The organism is Neptunicella sp., from assembly GCF_048268085.1.
In the GTDB taxonomy this organism is placed as follows: domain Bacteria; phylum Pseudomonadota; class Gammaproteobacteria; order Enterobacterales; family Alteromonadaceae; genus Neptunicella.
The window spans coordinates 1-16293 of record NZ_JBLWWF010000008.1; the positions used below are offsets into that span (position 1 = coordinate 1).

Annotated in this window: 18 protein-coding genes; 14 read left to right on the forward strand and 4 right to left on the reverse strand. The window is 43.2% G+C overall.

The genetic code is table 11. The features are described 5' to 3' along the window. The first annotated feature begins 450 nt into the window (after positions 1 to 450). The 11 genes from ACTD55_RS08205 to ACTD55_RS08255 all read left to right on the forward strand — a co-directional run bounded on the left by ACTD55_RS08205 (position 451) and on the right by ACTD55_RS08255 (position 10444). On the forward strand, positions 451 to 885 hold the full coding sequence (locus ACTD55_RS08205; protein WP_438863841.1) for a hypothetical protein: 435 nt from the start codon (positions 451 to 453) through the stop codon (positions 883 to 885). After that, positions 878 to 1327: a hypothetical protein gene (locus ACTD55_RS08210; protein WP_438863842.1), complete on the forward strand. Its 450-nt coding sequence runs from the start codon at positions 878 to 880 to the stop codon at positions 1325 to 1327. The genes ACTD55_RS08205 and ACTD55_RS08210 overlap by 8 nt, the downstream gene beginning before the upstream one ends. A 410-nt stretch (positions 1328 to 1737) precedes the next feature. Continuing rightward, positions 1738 to 2130 carry a hypothetical protein gene (locus ACTD55_RS08215; RefSeq protein WP_438863843.1) on the forward strand — a complete coding sequence of 131 codons (393 nt, stop codon included), beginning with the start codon at positions 1738 to 1740 and terminating at the stop codon, positions 2128 to 2130. Between the two features lie 50 nt (positions 2131 to 2180). Beyond that, positions 2181 to 2714 carry a YcxB family protein gene (locus ACTD55_RS08220; protein ID WP_438863844.1) on the forward strand — a complete coding sequence of 178 codons (534 nt, stop codon included), beginning with the start codon at positions 2181 to 2183 and terminating at the stop codon, positions 2712 to 2714. A gap of 193 nt (positions 2715 to 2907) precedes the next feature. Then, complete coding sequence (locus ACTD55_RS08225; RefSeq protein ID WP_438863845.1) at positions 2908 to 4092, forward strand: hypothetical protein; 1185 nt, start codon at positions 2908 to 2910, stop codon at positions 4090 to 4092. A gap of 125 nt (positions 4093 to 4217) precedes the next feature. Then, positions 4218 to 6161, forward strand: a complete 1944-nt coding sequence (locus ACTD55_RS08230; protein ID WP_438863846.1) for an apiosidase-like domain-containing protein — start codon at positions 4218 to 4220, stop codon at positions 6159 to 6161. A gap of 209 nt (positions 6162 to 6370) precedes the next feature. Beyond that, positions 6371 to 7024, forward strand: coding sequence for a DsbA family oxidoreductase (locus tag ACTD55_RS08235; RefSeq protein ID WP_438863961.1), 654 nt, complete (start codon positions 6371 to 6373; stop codon positions 7022 to 7024). A 163-nt stretch (positions 7025 to 7187) separates the two neighbouring features. After that, on the forward strand, positions 7188 to 7562 hold the full coding sequence (locus ACTD55_RS08240; RefSeq protein WP_438863847.1) for a PadR family transcriptional regulator: 375 nt from the start codon (positions 7188 to 7190) through the stop codon (positions 7560 to 7562). Then, positions 7540 to 8922: a hypothetical protein gene (locus tag ACTD55_RS08245; RefSeq protein WP_438863848.1), complete on the forward strand. Its 1383-nt coding sequence runs from the start codon at positions 7540 to 7542 to the stop codon at positions 8920 to 8922. Before ACTD55_RS08240 ends, ACTD55_RS08245 begins: the two co-directional genes overlap by 23 nt. Positions 8923 to 9078: 156 nt before the next feature. Beyond that, the gene (locus ACTD55_RS08250; protein ID WP_438863849.1) at positions 9079 to 9444 is read left to right on the forward strand and encodes a PA2779 family protein; all 366 of its coding nucleotides are present in this window, start codon (positions 9079 to 9081) and stop codon (positions 9442 to 9444) included. Next, positions 9395 to 10444, forward strand: coding sequence for a PA2778 family cysteine peptidase (locus ACTD55_RS08255; RefSeq protein WP_438863850.1), 1050 nt, complete (start codon positions 9395 to 9397; stop codon positions 10442 to 10444). The genes ACTD55_RS08250 and ACTD55_RS08255 overlap by 50 nt, the downstream gene beginning before the upstream one ends. Positions 10445 to 10509: 65 nt before the next feature. Here the strand turns inward: ACTD55_RS08255 and ACTD55_RS08260 are convergent, their stop codons facing one another. From ACTD55_RS08260 to ACTD55_RS08275, 4 genes are read right to left on the reverse strand one after another with little or no spacing between them, the layout of a single operon-like run. Then, positions 10510 to 10959 carry an SRPBCC family protein gene (locus ACTD55_RS08260; protein WP_438863851.1) on the reverse strand — a complete coding sequence of 150 codons (450 nt, stop codon included), beginning with the start codon at positions 10957 to 10959 and terminating at the stop codon, positions 10510 to 10512. Positions 10960 to 10969: 10 nt separating this feature from the next. After that, complete coding sequence (locus tag ACTD55_RS08265) at positions 10970 to 11587, reverse strand: TetR/AcrR family transcriptional regulator (RefSeq protein ID WP_438863852.1); 618 nt, start codon at positions 11585 to 11587, stop codon at positions 10970 to 10972. Between the two features lie 6 nt (positions 11588 to 11593). Continuing rightward, positions 11594 to 12829 carry a multidrug effflux MFS transporter gene (locus ACTD55_RS08270; RefSeq protein ID WP_438863853.1) on the reverse strand — a complete coding sequence of 412 codons (1236 nt, stop codon included), beginning with the start codon at positions 12827 to 12829 and terminating at the stop codon, positions 11594 to 11596. 5 nt (positions 12830 to 12834) lie between these two features. Further along, a complete protein-coding gene (locus ACTD55_RS08275) occupies positions 12835 to 13197 on the reverse strand; it encodes a DUF1428 domain-containing protein (protein WP_438863854.1) in 363 nt (120 codons plus the stop codon). A gap of 181 nt (positions 13198 to 13378) precedes the next feature. On the opposite strand from ACTD55_RS08275, the gene ACTD55_RS08280 reads away from it, so the two are divergent. The 3 genes from ACTD55_RS08280 to ACTD55_RS08290 all read left to right on the forward strand — a co-directional run bounded on the left by ACTD55_RS08280 (position 13379) and on the right by ACTD55_RS08290 (position 16206). Continuing rightward, positions 13379 to 13789 (forward strand): hypothetical protein, encoded by a 411-nt coding sequence (locus tag ACTD55_RS08280; RefSeq protein WP_438863855.1) that lies wholly within the window; start codon positions 13379 to 13381, stop codon positions 13787 to 13789. Positions 13790 to 13874: 85 nt separating this feature from the next. Continuing rightward, positions 13875 to 15164, forward strand: coding sequence for a M20/M25/M40 family metallo-hydrolase (locus tag ACTD55_RS08285; protein WP_438863856.1), 1290 nt, complete (start codon positions 13875 to 13877; stop codon positions 15162 to 15164). Positions 15165 to 15348: 184 nt separating this feature from the next. Further along, a complete protein-coding gene (locus ACTD55_RS08290; RefSeq protein ID WP_438863857.1) occupies positions 15349 to 16206 on the forward strand; it encodes a PA4780 family RIO1-like protein kinase in 858 nt (285 codons plus the stop codon). The last annotated feature ends 87 nt before the right edge of the window (positions 16207 to 16293 follow it).

Here is a 16293-nt window from a genome sequence, read left to right on the forward strand (position 1 = left end):
GCGTGTAAATCTATTCCACAGTAGTATGGATGCAGGTTAGTATAGAATCTCATTGAGTCTTCTCCTTTTGGGTTTGAGCACCTTCAGCTTAGTCAAAATGACTGGGCTGAGGGAGGAGGCTCAATGAGTATCAAGTTGCTCCACACGGATAAATTACTCGCTGCACTCATAATTTACCGGTGAGCAAGGCGTTAGCAGGCCAGTTCTTTTTTCAGTGTTTTTAACTGAATGTGGTGTGCCAGGCGGTTGGCATTTTAGCCTTGAGTTGTGGGTAAAATCGGTGCAGGCTAACCGGTAAGTTAGCCAAACAGTAAACATCAATTACTGAAGATAAAGAGGCAACGGAATGTCAGTCATACAATGCAAAAGGAGTTCGCACAGTTTGTTAGTTCATCAAATAATTCAAGCAGTTATGCGCTATGCGGCTGCTAATAAGCGTTATGCATCATCATGAAGAAACTTAATCATTGGCAAAGACTCGGGGTAGTACTTACAGGTATTTATGTTCTGAGTGCCTTGGCATTTAGTATAAATTCCTACACTAACTCCGACAATCCAAGCCCTTCGGGTACTAAGAGGACATATTTCTTTGTCATTTATACACCGTTTGATGAAAACGAAGTTGCTAGCTACAAAAAAGCGAAATTTGAGAAGTGCCAAAATGAAGGGATTTGGCTTAAAGACCACTCTGGAAATGACACAAGGTTAGATGATGATGGCTGCAAAGGTCTTGCAGAATTAGATCTTGGGCAAATGGCTCATAAATCGCCTAATTATATTGGTTTTTCAATTTTTTTAATTTTAGTGCCAATGCTTTTCTGGCTAGCCGTATGGCTAGTTATAAAAACCATTGGCTGGGTGCTGGCTGGCAAGTCCAATGCATAACAAGGCCATTAAATTTGCTCCCTTCGGTCGCCCGACGCTCGCAAGCTCGCGCGGTTTATGGCGGCGTTATGTTGCAAAGGAGATGCAGAGTATGAATCAAGTTAAGAATAAATTTCAGGTAATTGCGGCGACAATATCTACGCTTTATTTTGGGTTATTTGCCTACGGGGCTTTTCTCGTTATTCAAGAATTCGAAAATGTATTCAATTCTCTAGAAGCTGAATTACCTATTCAAACTTCTATATTAATTAACTCCTATCGTTATTGGGGTGTTTTAGGTTTAATTTCGGCTTTTATTCTTTATAAAGTTAGCAAAGGCCACAGTAGTAAATCCATGAAGCTATTAACTTTGCTATTTGTATTATCAGTTTTACTAGTTGTTTTTGCTGTTTGGGGTATTTATAGTCCTGTACTGGAAGGTAATGAGCAACCTGCAACATAACAAGCCATTACAGTAACGGGACTGCTAACAGCTTGCTCGGTTCCGCTTCGCTTCACATTTTAGCAAGCTATTATCAGCTCCTGAATGGGTCGTTATAAGCACAAGGAAGTTTAGTTATGAAAAATAAATTTGTTTACTGTTTAAAAATGGCAATAGGTATTTCTATTGGTACAGCTATATATCAACTATTAATTCATTCAGAGTCTGCGTTTGACTTCTATAGACCTGCTTTTGTGGGGGGATTTTCATTCGTGCTTTTATATATTTACTATTCAATAAAGTCCCGTAAAAATGGTTAATGTGCGTATAACAAGTTTATTAAATATCGTTACGGCCAAAAAACGGCCTCTACTGGACGGGCAAATAACGCGCGCCATTTATAAAAAGCGTTATATGACTGTTTAATACATATGGATATTTTAAGAATTAATAAATTAGCAAACATGAGCGCCTTAACGTTTTCAGTTGCTCTTATGGCGTACATGTCCTTCGCATTTTATTCTGAAAAGCTAGTGGGTACTTTTTTGATAGGTTTAGTGGCGACTGTAATTCCGATCTTGTTAGCTACAGCCGGTAGCAATTTCTTTTTGAAGCGAACACAAGGTATCACTTCTATATTTATTTTTTGCGCTTTCTTCGTGGTTGTTTTAACTGGTTGCTGTATGTACCTTTACTTTTTCTTTTTCCCATCTGACAAGGCTACTGGATTAGAGTTTCTATTAATTCCTATATCTCAACTAATGGCACTACCATTTGCAGCTCTTTTAGGGATGGTTTTAAAAAACAATGTCAAAATCACATAACAAACCAATATTGCTGGGACGTTATACATATAGGGATGTAGCTTAGACTCATGATTAAAACTATAAATATTTCTAAAGAAGATTACTTAAAATACTCTGACTACGCGGTAAAGAGGCTATGGAAATCAAAGAATAAAAGCTCCGGCTTTTTGAGAAATATGATTGTATGGTTCTTTTTAGCTATTGGTTTCATGTTTATTTTTCAGGTCAAAGCAACCACTTTTGAAAGCTTTCATTGGCAGTCTGCAGCAATAGCTATCGCCCCATTTTTAATTTTTATAGTCGCTTACTATTTGAATGTGCGTAAATTCAAGATGCTCTGCATTCCAAACGAAAATGGGCTGATGATTGGCGAAAAATCAATTGAAGTAAATGCTGAAGGGATTGCGGAAGCTAACTCTCTTGGTAACTGCTTTTATAGATGGAAAGCTATTGAAGCGATAGAAGAACATGAAGGCAGCATATACATATTCGTAGATAACCTACTCGCATTAATTCTGCCACCTGAATCATTTACTTCAGAAGAAGAAAAAGAAGAATTCAAAGGATTAATTAAAAAACATAATATAGTCACAAACCTGTAAATTTAGCATTCACTCGTAAGAATGCGCTAAAGCTTTTGAGAATTGTCGCCAATCCCAAAGACGCTACACTCCGTTAATGAGTTGTAAATTATCATCATGGCAGTGTAAAAAATGGTTATCCCACAAGCCTTGCGTAGAACCTTAATCAAGGTACGTTTAAGCCCCTCACCTTGACACTTAAGAGTTATTACTAATGAGAAATATAAAAACCACTCTGTTAGGCGGACTATTCGTTTTTACACCGCTTTCTCACGCCGATTTTTTTGACGACTTTGATAATAAATCAGTAGCGGGTTGGCAAACCTTTACCGGTGATGGCAATGCGCAATTAACATTTTTACCCATGGATGGTTTTGCCCGTATGCAAGTCGATGCAACCAAAGACCAACACAATATTTATTGGACCATTATTAAACGCGATGTTGCACAGTCGTTGGATATGGAAAAGCTTAAAAGCCCAGACTACGAATTGCGCGTGGAAGCTCGCGTACGGCCCAGCCATTCGCCGCGCCGGGTCAACTTTATGATCAACACACAGCGCACAACGGATTTTCACGAACACCTTCGTGAATATGACTTAGGGCAGAATTCTGATTGGCAAATTATCAGTATGACCACACACAACTTTGACGCTGTTCCTGGTGATCAAGTTAATGTACAACTTGGCGTTACCGATTGGGGGCCAGGCAAATATTACTTAGATGTGGATTATTATCGCGCTGAAGTGGTTAAAGTGAAGAATGCAAAACCAGATGTCGGCGAACCGCTTGTTTATCATCCTCCGATCCCTGCGCTTGAAACCTTCAAACACCATGTGAACGTAGCACACGATGCGACCATCAACTCAGCGTTCCCTTTAGTTAATTTCAATAATTGGACATCCGACAATGAACGCGTTTTAACGGTTAGCGCAGGGCAATATCCTGTGTTGCGTTGGGATCTGCAACGCTTTCGCGGGCAAAAGGCGACTGGTCCGGGCGTACTGGAACTGACTACACAATCGGTACAGAAAGGTGGCGACTACATAGGGGCACTCGGCGAAGATTTTGGTATTGAGTTCGATAAGGTACGCGTATTTGAAATTCTCGGGGGCGATGAGAACTGGCAACAAAATAGTGTGACCTTCGCCAGTTTTACCCGGGGAAAAGATCTGCAATCCACTATTAACGGCCAAATGATTTTCGATACCGACGTTGCTCAAGCTAAGGGTAAAACCCTGGTTACTATCTCGCGCCCCGTAATGCAACGCATACTCGATGGCACCACGCGCGGACTCCTGCTGCAACCACTCGGTGCGCTCGAAGTGTCGTTTTACGACTCTGAACAAGGCGATGGTAGCCAAGCTGCCAAATTGCATTTCAACACTGGCGCTAATTAACTATTTGATGCGGTGCAAGGAAGCACAAGCAATTCTCAGGTGAAACATCAGCAATTTAGGTCAATTTAAGCTCAAGTCTGTATTTGCTAACTTCCTGCAAAACTTTATTTATAACGAGGCTAACAATGAACCGATTTTTTAAAAAGTTATCCATAGTTAGGCTGCTAGTGCTATGCGCGGCAATTGGCCTTATGGGTTGTGCGGCACCATCAACAAAAAGCCCGTCGCAGAATCAAATACATACCTGGGAGACGCAGGAAATTGTGCTTCTTGCAGATAAGTCTTACCCAAATTATTACACCGATGTAGACATGTGGGTTCAGCTTAAAGGGCCAGGATTCGATAAACGTGTATATGGTTTCTGGGATGGCGACAAGCGTTTTGTAGTGCGCGTGGTTGCTACCAAACCGGGCAAATGGACGTGGCTTAGTGGGTCCAACCATCCTGATGACGTTGGGTTGAATGGCCACTCAGGTTCCTTCACTGCAATTAAGTGGTCTGCTGGTGAAAAAAAACAGAATCCTAACCGACACGGTTTTGTCCGTGTCTCGCCCAATGGTCACGCCCTTGAATATGCCGATGGTACGCCCTTCTTTATGGTGGGTGACACCTGGCTGGCAGGTACAACGTGGCGCTTGCCATTTCGCAATGCGCCCACCTCAAACGATTACCAACCTGGCCCAGGCATTGGTTTTGAAGATGCTGTCGCTTTTCGCAAGAAGCAGGGGTTTAACTCTGTCAGTATGATTGCTTCCTTTCCCAATTGGGATGCAGATTTAAACCCCAGTACCTATGCAGATAAAAATGGAATTTACCTCAGAAATGCGTGGGAAAAATTCGGTTATGACGTAGCGAGCGAAAAAGGAACCGATGCGTCGGGCGGCGTGAGTTATTGGGGGGCGTTCACTGCCAAGAGTATGCGCGATGAGTACGGCAACTTGCCATTCGCTATGTCTGAACAGCATAAAGGTGTTTCAGATTTTACGCGCATCAACCCTGCGTATTTCAAAAGCCTCGATCGCAAAATGGCTTATTTGTCTAAAATGGGATTTGTGCCGCTGTTAGAAACGGTGCGCCGCGATGCGGGCCCGTCATGGAATGCCTATTTTAATTTCAATGAAACGTTTGCGCGTTACATGCAATATTTAATTGCGCGTTACGGTGCCAACAATATCCTATTTAGCGGTATTCATTTGGATTGGATCCCAAAAGATTTTAGCCTGACCGCCGCACAATTTAATGAAGCGCTCACTTATCACTTAAAAAAATATGGCCCGCCACCGTTTAACCAACCGGTTACGGTGCTAATTGATCGCTCCACTTATGCAGCCTTTGGGCATGCTGAACAAGTCCCTTGGCTGACCATGCACAGCGTGGGTAACAAACCGCGCGATCATCGCGTGAGTGAAGCATTGGAAACGCAATTCAAACTGACACCCGCTTATCCAACGATTAATTTCGAACCCTATTACACCGGCTGGCTGCACGAAATTAACAAACCGGCGGGTGAAGAACCACCGGCAAATTCTGCACGGGATAATTATTTTTCGCGCGCACAAATGTATGGCTCGGTGCTTTCGGGCGGATTGTCTGGTCATGTTCACGGCACGGCCGCCTATGATCTCACCTCTACCGGTGAACCCGCAGGTGCGAGGCCGCATTTCTGGGATGCATTGAATTACGAATCCGCCAACTACATGCAGCATCTGCACGCATTTGTGCAGTCACAAGGCCGCCGCTATCAGGATTTATTGTTAGCGGCTGATCAGATTTCGCCGCGTAAAGCGCCTGGCAGTCCAGAAGATGGCCTCGATGGTTGGTCTTACATGATGCGCACTGCGGAAAAAGATTTTGCCCTGCTTTATTTTGAAAATAAATCGGTTGTGCCACAGTTAAAAGGCTTCGTCCCCGGAAAAACGTATACATTGAATTGGTTCGATCCAATCAACGGTAAATGGCAAAAACCGGTTTCGATGACTGCAAATAGTGAAGGCACCTTAAACATGCCGAATTTTCCGCAAGATGAACAAATCGCCAGCCGCGATTGGGCCGCAAAAATTACTCTTTAAATTGATGGGCAAGACGTTCTTTAAATTAGAGCCTAATTAACGAACGTCTTGCCGATCCTTTTCAGTCGTGTTTTCACAGGTCAATTCGCCCCAGGAGACGTTAGGGCAGCTCCCTCCTATCTTTATTTGCATGCTTGCTATCTGAAGGTTTGACCCAAGATCAATTAATATTACTGTCTTGCATTTATTTTAGATAACCCGGAGTTTCGATTATGCAACAACTTAAAATTGATATTGTCTCGGATGTTTCCTGTCCCTGGTGCATTATTGGTTACCAAGGCTTAAAAACTGCGCTGCAACAACTCGATGGTGAGATTCAGGCCGAGATTGAATGGCATCCTTTTGAGCTTAATCCGACTATGCCCGCCGAAGGGCAGGACATTGTTGAACATATTACCGAAAAATACGGTATTAGCATTGAGCAAAGTGAACAGAATCGCGAAAACATCAAACAAAGAGGTTTAACCGTGGGCTACGAATTTGGTCATCGTGGTGGGGGGCGAATTTATAATACCTTTGATGCCCATCGCTTACTGGACTGGGCTAAACAGCATAACAAGCAAACCGAGTTAAAACTGGCACTGTTTGATTTGTATTTTAAACAAGGTGGCAACCCTAGTGATCATAAGCAATTGTTAGAAACCGTTGCCCAAATCGGCCTGCCAATTGAGGAAGCAAAAGCCATTCTCGATTCAGATCAACGCACCCAACAAGTGCGTGCTGAGCAGCAGCAATATCAACAAATGGGTATATCTTCGGTTCCAGCCTTTATAATCAATCAAAAATATCTAATCAGTGGCGGTCAGCCACCCGCTACTTTTAAACAAGCTTTACAGGACATTGCTGAAAAAGAGCTCAGTTAACCCCGCTTCCCCCCAATGCGCCTATTGACGGGCGCATGCTAATTTCCCGTCATTGAATACCAATTATCCAAGCTCAATTTTATTTCACCGTGCTATTGCATACCTAGAAGTATTAGGTATATATTTTATACCTAATACTTCTAGGTATAATATTGAGTCTTATATGAACCTTTCAAAAGATTTAATGGCGGCGTCCTCCACCCCTCTGGTTCTGGGGATTATCGCCGATGGTGAGAGCTACGGTTACGAAATCGTCAAGCGAGTTGAGGAGCTTTCCGGCGGCGCATTGAACTGGACTGACGGAATGATGTATCCCCTGCTGCATCGTTTGGAGAAACAGGGATATTTACAGGCCAATTGGCATATGGCCGAAACCGGCCGCAAGCGTAAATATTACGCCATCACTCCCGCTGGTCATCAATTTCTGGCGCAGCAGCAACAACAATGGCAAGTCATTAATAAGACGCTAAGTCGTATTTGGGATGAAATGAAAGACATTAATCACAGGAGTCACGATGATGGATTCCAACCAGCCTAGTAGTGATGTTGCTATGTTCGATCTCGAAGCGCAAATCCAGCAGTGGAAAACCTATTTGGCCCAGCATTCTGCCATTGTTGAAGATGATTTATATGAACTGGAAGATCATTTACGCGGCCAGATTGATGATCTTAAAACGGCAAGACTCAGTGAAGACGAAACGTTTCTGATTGCAACCAAACGCATTGGTAACCTGAATGCCCTCTCCCGCGAGTACGCCGAAGTTCATTCCGGTAGACTGTGGAACAATCTTGTTGTATCCGATCCCCGTCATACATCCAGCCATGTCGATCTGCTCAAAGTACTGTTATTAGCAGTTTGTGCCGCCATCAGCGTTAAAGTACCGGTGTTATTTGGACTCGATTTTGACGACGACGCGACGGCCTGGTTTTTTCTGCACAATATCAGTCTTTTCTTTGTGCCTTTTATAGGTAGCTACTTTATCGACAAACGCCAACTGGGAGTGAATGGCTACAAGTTACTGCTTGCGGTGATGATTCCGTGTGTTTTGATAATGAACCTTTATCCTTTCCAACTGGAAGGTTCTACCAACATTCTGGCGATAATGCATTTGCCGCTGGTTATCTGGTTTGTCGTAGGAGTGCTTTATACCGGTGACTGGTGGCAGTCAGATACTCGCAGAATGGATTTTGTCCGTTTTAGCGGTGAATATGTCATTTACTTTGTTCTTATTGCCTTTGGCGGGGTGCTACTTACCGCGTTTACGCTAGGTATGTTCCACTTTATCGGCTTCGATATTGAATGGTTGGTACAGCAATGGATTATTCCCTGTGGCGCGATAGGTGCGACTGTCATCGTAGCTTGGCTGGTTGAGGCCAAACAAGCCGCAATCGAAAATATGGCGCCAGTTCTGACTCGAGTATTTGCTCCGTTATTTACCCTGATGTTAATGGTATTTTTGGCCACCATGCTCATTAGCGGCAGCGCGTTTGACATGCAGCGAGATGTCCTGATTGGGCTGGACTTAATGCTAGTCTTGGTACTGGGATTGGTTCTATATGCAATTTCATCACGTGATGCGATGACACCGGTTGGTTTATTCGACTGGTTACAATTGCTGTTAGTTAGTACAGCGTTACTAGTGGATTTGTTTGCGTTACAGGCTATTGCTGGTCGTATATTTGAAATGGGTATGACGCCAAACCGTGTTGCAGCATTGGGAGAAAACCTCATCTTGATGGTCAGTTTATGTGGCTACGCATGGCATTATAGTCGTTTTGTTAGACGACAAACCGGTTTCGCTGCACTGGAACGCTGGCAAACTCACTATATTCCCTGCTACGTTATTTGGGCAGCGATAGTCGTGGTAATATTTCCACTCATATTTGGTTTTAGCTAAGTGATACCCCGTTGGCAAAACAACGGGTTATAGACGTTAAGTCAGGTAACTCAATATCGGCAACACTTGTGATTTGAAGGTAATCCCTATACTCTTAAATCTCGATGTACTTGATTCGTATCATTTCACTAACATAGCCAGAATAAGGATAATCAATTGAAAAAAATATCGTTTTTTTTATGTGCCATGCTAGCTATATCCACTGCAAATGCTGCAGTTGTTCCTTCTAGTCAAGTTATACAAAAGCAGCAAAGTATTTATACTAGCCAACAAATTTCAGCTCTGCTTGATTCTTCCGAAGTACAAGCCAACCTGATTAAATTAGGGGTCAACCCAGCCGATGCTAAAATGCGTATTTCTCATATGACGGATCAGGAATTGGCGTCGTTTCATGAGCAAATGCAAGATATGCCCGCTGGTGGTGGTGTGGTCGGTACTATCGTCACCGTACTAGTGGTTTTAGCGGTATTGGATGTCGTCGGTATTACTGATGTTTACTCATTTATTCGGCCGATTAATTAAGATATTGCCAATCAATTTCACTACATGTAAAGCTGGCATCATTGCCAGCTTTTTATTATTACTATGTGCTTGTGCAACACCACCGCAAACGGCGCATATTCTGGCTAATCAGCCCAACATTCCCGTTAAGCATGAAATAACCAACGTCCCGTTTTTTCCCCAACAGGAGTTTTATTGTGGGCCGGCTGCGCTATCTGAGGTTTTCAACTATTATGGCGTAAAACGGTCCCAGAACGATCTTGCCGCCGATCTATTTGTCCCCAAACTTGAAGGCAGCTTCCAGTTAGAAATGGTTGCCACCACCCGACAAAACGGTTTTGTTGCTTATGCCGAACAAGGCAATCTTGAACAGTTATTGTCTTTGGTCAGCCAAAATATTCCCGTTGTGGTGTTACAGAACGTCTCTATTCCGTGGTATCCCATGTGGCACTACGCGGTGGTGATTGGTTACGACCTAGACAAACAGCAGTTAATCCTGCGCTCAGGAGAAATAGCAAGGCACATCGTTGAACTAAGCGTATTTGAAAGAACATGGCAACGGGGAAAATACTGGATATTGGCGGCCGTTCCCCCCTATTCCACTAGCCCATATTTTCATTCATTTACTTATGCCCGTGCCGCACAGGATTTACTCGATGTTGGCAAAACGGCTCAAGGTAGGACGGCATTACAAAGCGCTATAAAACAATGGCCAGATTATTGGTTAAGTTATTTCCTGTTGGCTAACCAATTTCTTGAACAAGATCTAATGCAGGCTAATCACTGGTATCAGCAGGGTTATCCCTTCGCAAAATCCCAACCCAATTATCTAAACAACTATGCTTATGCATTACATAAAATGGGTTGCCAATCCGCTGCCGAATCGATGATCACTGCGGCCCTAAAACTGACACCAAATGATGCCAATCTTATCGACACCCAACAAAGCATTTCAAAGCCGGTAACTGACCAACAATGCCCAGCATGGATTAAAACGTCCCCTGCACCGGCAGAAGAATAACATCGCCACAAACCTCAATTAGCACCAACCATCAGGATGCGTTAATTTCGGTCTGCTTAACTTTGCTATTGATTAATTTCCGGTTCAACCAGATTAGCCAGGTATTGCAAGGACTCCTGCCAACCCAAATAACACATTTCCACCGGGATAATGGCTGGGATGCCCGTTTGTTCAATCAATAGTTCAGTACCACACGTCACTTCTCTAAATTCAATGGTCACTATTATTTCTCCCGGTAAATTGGGATCATCAAACACGTCGTTATAACGCAACTTTTTAGCCGGCTCGACTTCAAAATAAGTCCCACCAAAACTATGGCTGTGGCCGGTAGTAAAATTGCGGAACGACATTTTAAACGTACCACCAACGGTTGCATCCAAATGCTCTACCGTACAGGTAAAACCATGTGGCGGGATCCAGCGCGCCACCGCATCGGGCTCGACAAAAGCACGAAATACTTTTTCCGGCTTGGCTTTCAGTACGCGATGCAAGGTAACAGTGTTAGCGCTTGTCATGATGTTGTCCTCAATTATTGGGTTGTTTGAACAGGGATTGTAAGTATCGTCTCAAGTGCTGCAACGATTCGACAACCACTTGTGTGTCTTGTTTGGCTTTGGCAAAAATAAACGCTCCTTGTAGTACCGACTGAATAAAATAACCGACGCTTTCGGCACTCCATGGGGCATCAGATGCATATAAGCGTTTAGCTTCTCTCACATCCAACGTTAATTCGGCAATATGAGCGGCCATCCCCTTATCACACGCTTCACGAACAGCCGGATGAGTATGATAGGTTTCTTGCACCAGCGTACCGAGTAAACAGGTAAACTCGGCTACGTGGCCCTGAATGATCGCCATGCGTAAATCCACATAGCCCAATAAACGATCAACCGGATCGGCTGCCTGATGATAATCAGCATTGGCAAATAGCTCACCGGTAAATTCATTCCAGTATTCAACCGCACTAAGGACGAGTGTTTGTTTGTTTTTAAAGTGATGGAAAAAACTGCCTTTGGTGACACCGGCACGGGCACAAATTTCATCTACGGTAGTGGCTGCATGACCTTTTTCTCGAAACACCTGTAACGCCACTTTTAGCAAGGTTAGACGAGAAGAAGGTCGAGTTTTATTTAACGTTGCCACAATCCGCTAACCGACTTGCTCTTCACAAAGAGCTTTAGCGCGCGACTTGGCATGAGAGATATTTTCCATCGACATAATGATAAACGCCAATGCACCTAGTAGCATAAATCCCAGTACTAACGGCACTATAGTGCCATTATACAATTGTCCAATATAGGTTCCCAAGGCAATACCGAGCACCGATGACAAGGCGCCAACGATGGCGGCCGCTAGTCCGGCAATATGCCCCATGGGTTCAAGTGCTATCGCATTTAAGTTGCCAAACATGATGCCGAAACAAAACAAAATGACTGCACCATAAGCAAAAAACACAAAAAATGGCGGATCCTGAAAATAACTGTAAATAAACAAAATAGCCGATGTGCCACTGATAATGGCCGCTCCAATCAAGCACAGCTTGCGCATTCCAAAGCGCTCAACAAGTTGAGAGTTAATAAAAGAAGATACGCCCAAGCCAAAGGCCTGCAGACCAAAATACAGTGCAAACATATCCCCCACAGCATACTGAACCTGAAAAACTTGTGGGATGGAATTCAAATCACCAATGAGTGCACCAAAAATACAGCCCATTACCACGGTGTAACAAAGTGTGGTTTTGTTAGATAACACGGTAATTGTGCCGTTAATAATATTAGACACTCTAAAGGGCACTACATTTTCCGGATGTAAGGTTTCCTCTAGGCGCAACCAGGCCCACGTTCCTATGCCGATGGCGTACACGATATAGAGCGTAAAGATCGTTTGCCAACTGGCAAAAGCGAGAATCAATTGTCCCAATGCTGGCGCCAGGATAGGGACGGTCATAAACACCATCATGACCAGAGACATAATCTTCGCCATTGCAGCGCCGCTGTATTTGTCGCGCACAATCGACATTACTGAGAGGTAGGGCCCAGATACACCTAACCCCTGGATAAATCGCCCTGTCAGCATCACTTCAATACTGCCCGCTGTCACACAAATAACACTACCGAACAGATATAGAGTCAGACCTACAAACAATACTTTTTTACGACCTATCGCATCAGATAAAGGCCCACTGACCAGTTGCCCCAAAGCTAAACCGATAAAAATCGCACTAATGATAAATTGAGCCTGGTTAGGGTGTGATACCTGCAGGTCACGCCCGATAATGCCCAGTGCAGGCAATAACGCATCGATAGAGATCGCCACAACTGACATCATAATTGCCATCAATGCGATAAATTCTTTATTACCCATCACGTTTTTTACATCCGTCATCTAATCTAACCTTCGACTAATACGTTAAATCCGCCATAGGTCATGCGCTTGCAATCAAATGGCATGTTTTCAGGATCACAACCTTCCATGATTTGTGGATCCGCATGTACCTTGGCATTAACTTCATCCCGATGCTCACGGGATTGATAAACGACAAAGGCAAACACTATCAGCTCTCCCTGCTCGGGCTTAAATAACTGCGGAAAGGTTTTACAGAAACCATTATCTGTAACATCATCCTGAACACATTCTTTGTATTCCAAGGCTCCGTGTTTTTTCCACACTTTAGCCGCATTTTGGGCCAGTGCTTTGTATTCATCTATACGTTCGGCAGGCACTGCCAATACAAATCCGTCTACGTAGCTCATATCACTCTCTCATCATGGTTAATCTTCAAGGAATCAATCGGCATATAAAAACCATACCAATTAGTATGGTTAAAACATACTCGCCAGTATGTTCATTGTCAAAGACATAGTTAAATTTTATTTGTACAAATATGCATCACTCAATTATACTGTATATAATTACAGTAACCGGAATTGAATTATGATTTCTAACTGCGGAATTAAAGCTATTGATGAACTGGTCATAAAACATGGGATCAGTTATGAACAAGTAGATAACCCTTTTCAAAAAACATTGCATTTACCGGCGTGTGAATCGGCCATGTCCACTCGGGCGGCAATTCTACCTTTTGGATTACATCGCTTTCCTCCATCCATCTGGTTAAAACTCACCACCGACTGCCAAAATAAAAGCACTATATTGCACCAGTTCCGTCTACCACAACTAGGGGGCAAAAGCATATGTTGGGTATTGCTGGATACCCGTGGCCAAGTGTTGGAACTGGCGGTATGCATTCACAAGATACGCTATGTAAAAGCAGCCAAATACTTAGTTAATTTATTGATACATCATGCTGAATCACCACAATATGACGAATTGGCATTTGCATAAAGCAACCTGTTAAAAGGGTCGCGTTAACAGGATTAATTTGTAATAGTAGCAGGGTCATAATTAAACTATTACAAAAGCTATAAACATGAAAAAATTTTTATTCCTATTCTTGTCGTTACTGTTTACTCATGCGGCAATTGCACAACTCTCCCCTACCGAAACTAAAATTATTGAGCATATCGATTCAAGCAATCCACAAGCGATAAAACTATTAGAAAAAATTGTAAATATTAACAGCGGAACCATGAATTTTACTGGTGTACGTCAAGTTGCCGAAACATTGTTACCAGAATTTATTCAACTCGGTTTTAACGCTCATTTTGAAGACGGCAGTGTATTTAATCGAGCCGGGCATTTAATTGCAGAATTGCGCGGCGGCAGTGGACCTAACATTTTATTGATAGGTCATCTGGATACCGTTTTTGCGGCCAACAGCCCATTTCAGCAATTTAAACTATTAGATAATAATCTGGCCAGCGGTCCCGGTATTTCAGATATGAAAGGCGGCGATATAATAATCTTACAGTCACTCAGAGCATTAAAAGCCGCGCATCAATTAGACGATATGAACATTACCGTGGTAATGACCGGTGACGAAGAACTAAGTGGCAGACCTCTAGCATTATCTAAAAAGGCGCTTATCGATGCCGCAAAGTGGGCCGATATTGCCATTGGTTTTGAAGATGGTGATGGTAAACCAACCACTGCTAATATTTCACGTCGCGGTACTATCGATTGGACTTTAACAGTTAAAGGAATTGCTGCGCACTCGTCACAAGTGTTCAGCAAAAGTGTTGGCGCTGGAGCCATTTATGAAGCCTCGCGAATTCTCAATAGCTTTTATCAACAATTACGCAGTGAACCATTATTGACCTTCAACCCAGGCAGAATGATGGCTGGAACAGACGTAACGAATGAAAAATCGACCAATACTGGCACCACTTTTGGTAAGAATAATGTCGTTGCACAATCTGCCATTGTTACCGGTGATATTCGATCTTTATCGCTTGAACAATTAAATCGAGTGAAAGAAAAAATGCGTCGTATTGTGGCTAATCATCTTGCCAATACCAACAGCGAGATCGAATTTGGTGAAGGTTACCCTCCCATGGCTCCCACTCAAGGCAATAAAAAACTACTTAATCTGTATAGTCAAATCAGTGAAGATCTGGGTCAGGGTAAAGTCGTTGCGGTTAATCCACTTGATGCAGGGGCGGCCGATGTATCATTTACTGCTAATGATGTTGAGATGGCACTGGATGGGCTTGGCTTAAGCGGCTCGGGAGGACATACCGTAAATGAAACTGCCGATTTATCAGCCCTGCCTGCACAAAGTAAACGGGCAGCATTGTTACTCTACCGATTAAAACAATAAATCTTGTTTACACGGCGTTCCGTATACATTAGCGGAACGCCGTATCCTATTTTTCCTGTTTTATATTTGAATAATCTTTATTTGCGGTTGCAAGCAGCTTAACTCATCCCCATTATCAGCGGTTGCTAAATTAATTTGCATCACCTTCGTCCCCAATCCACTGCAATTAACCGACAAGGACACAATGAAAATACCTAAACAAATCCAGCCACTGGTTGATGATGGCTTGGTAGATGAAGTAATCAGTCGCTTAATGAGTGGCAAGGAAGCGGATGTTTATGTCGTGCGCTGTGCTGATCAAATACAGTGTGCCAAGGTATACAAAGATGCAGTAAAACGCAGTTTCAAACAAGCCGTGCAATATCAGGAAGGTCGCAAAGTACGCAATAGTCGACGCTCTCGAGCTATGAGTAAAGGCTCCAAATTTGGCCGTAAACAGCAAGAAGAAATATGGCAGAATACCGAAGTTGATGCACTGTATAAATTAGCCGAGGCCGGTGTACGAGTGCCCAAACCTTTTGGTTGCTATAACGGTGTACTGCTTATGGAACTGATCACGGACGAAAATGGTGATGTCGCAGACCGTTTGAATGACGTTAGCATGTCTGCTGAACAAGCCGTAGAAGATCACGCCTTAATGATGCGGGATATTGTACGTATGCTTTGTATCGGGTTAGTACATGGCGATTTATCCGAATTTAATGTTCTGGTCGACGAGTATGGTCCGGTGATTATTGATTTACCCCAAGTCGTCAATGCCGCAGCGAATAACAATGCAAAGTCACTGTTTTTAAGAGATGTGGAGAATATGACCCGTTATTATGGCCAATATGAACCAACGCTGCTCAATACCCGATATGGAGAGGAAATATGGTCGTTATACGAAGAAGGAGCCTTAACACCAGACACAATATTGAGTGGCGAATTTACCGATAGTCAACAAAGCGCGGATGTAGACTCAGTTTTAGAAGAAATTAAAGCCGCCTTTGAAGAACAGCAACTGCGTGAAGCTCGCGCACGGGAATCTGAAACACCGGATTAATCGATTTGACACCAATATGCTGGCAGGCAGCTTAGTGATAATTTAGGAATTTTTCATTTTATTGCAATTATGCTTTAGAATGGCTGG

Bases quoted from the DNA above. Each gene is read 5' to 3' on its own strand.
- ACTD55_RS08205 (WP_438863841.1), top strand. From the start codon at position 451: ATGAAGAAACTTAATCATTGGCAAAGACTCGGGGTAGTACTTACAGGT.
- ACTD55_RS08210 (WP_438863842.1), top strand. From the start codon at position 878: ATGCATAACAAGGCCATTAAATTTGCTCCCTTCGGTCGCCCGACGCTC.
- ACTD55_RS08215 (WP_438863843.1), top strand. From the start codon at position 1,738: ATGGATATTTTAAGAATTAATAAATTAGCAAACATGAGCGCCTTAACG.
- ACTD55_RS08220 (WP_438863844.1), top strand. From the start codon at position 2,181: ATGATTAAAACTATAAATATTTCTAAAGAAGATTACTTAAAATACTCT.
- ACTD55_RS08225 (WP_438863845.1), top strand. From the start codon at position 2,908: ATGAGAAATATAAAAACCACTCTGTTAGGCGGACTATTCGTTTTTACA.
- ACTD55_RS08230 (WP_438863846.1), top strand. From the start codon at position 4,218: ATGAACCGATTTTTTAAAAAGTTATCCATAGTTAGGCTGCTAGTGCTA.
- ACTD55_RS08240 (WP_438863847.1), top strand. From the start codon at position 7,188: ATGAACCTTTCAAAAGATTTAATGGCGGCGTCCTCCACCCCTCTGGTT.
- ACTD55_RS08245 (WP_438863848.1), top strand. From the start codon at position 7,540: ATGATGGATTCCAACCAGCCTAGTAGTGATGTTGCTATGTTCGATCTC.
- ACTD55_RS08255 (WP_438863850.1), top strand. From the start codon at position 9,395: ATGTCGTCGGTATTACTGATGTTTACTCATTTATTCGGCCGATTAATT.
- ACTD55_RS08260 (WP_438863851.1), bottom strand. From the start codon at position 10,959: ATGACAAGCGCTAACACTGTTACCTTGCATCGCGTACTGAAAGCCAAG.
- ACTD55_RS08270 (WP_438863853.1), bottom strand. From the start codon at position 12,829: ATGACGGATGTAAAAAACGTGATGGGTAATAAAGAATTTATCGCATTG.
- ACTD55_RS08275 (WP_438863854.1), bottom strand. From the start codon at position 13,197: ATGAGCTACGTAGACGGATTTGTATTGGCAGTGCCTGCCGAACGTATA.
- ACTD55_RS08280 (WP_438863855.1), top strand. From the start codon at position 13,379: ATGATTTCTAACTGCGGAATTAAAGCTATTGATGAACTGGTCATAAAA.
- ACTD55_RS08285 (WP_438863856.1), top strand. From the start codon at position 13,875: ATGAAAAAATTTTTATTCCTATTCTTGTCGTTACTGTTTACTCATGCG.
- ACTD55_RS08290 (WP_438863857.1), top strand. From the start codon at position 15,349: ATGAAAATACCTAAACAAATCCAGCCACTGGTTGATGATGGCTTGGTA.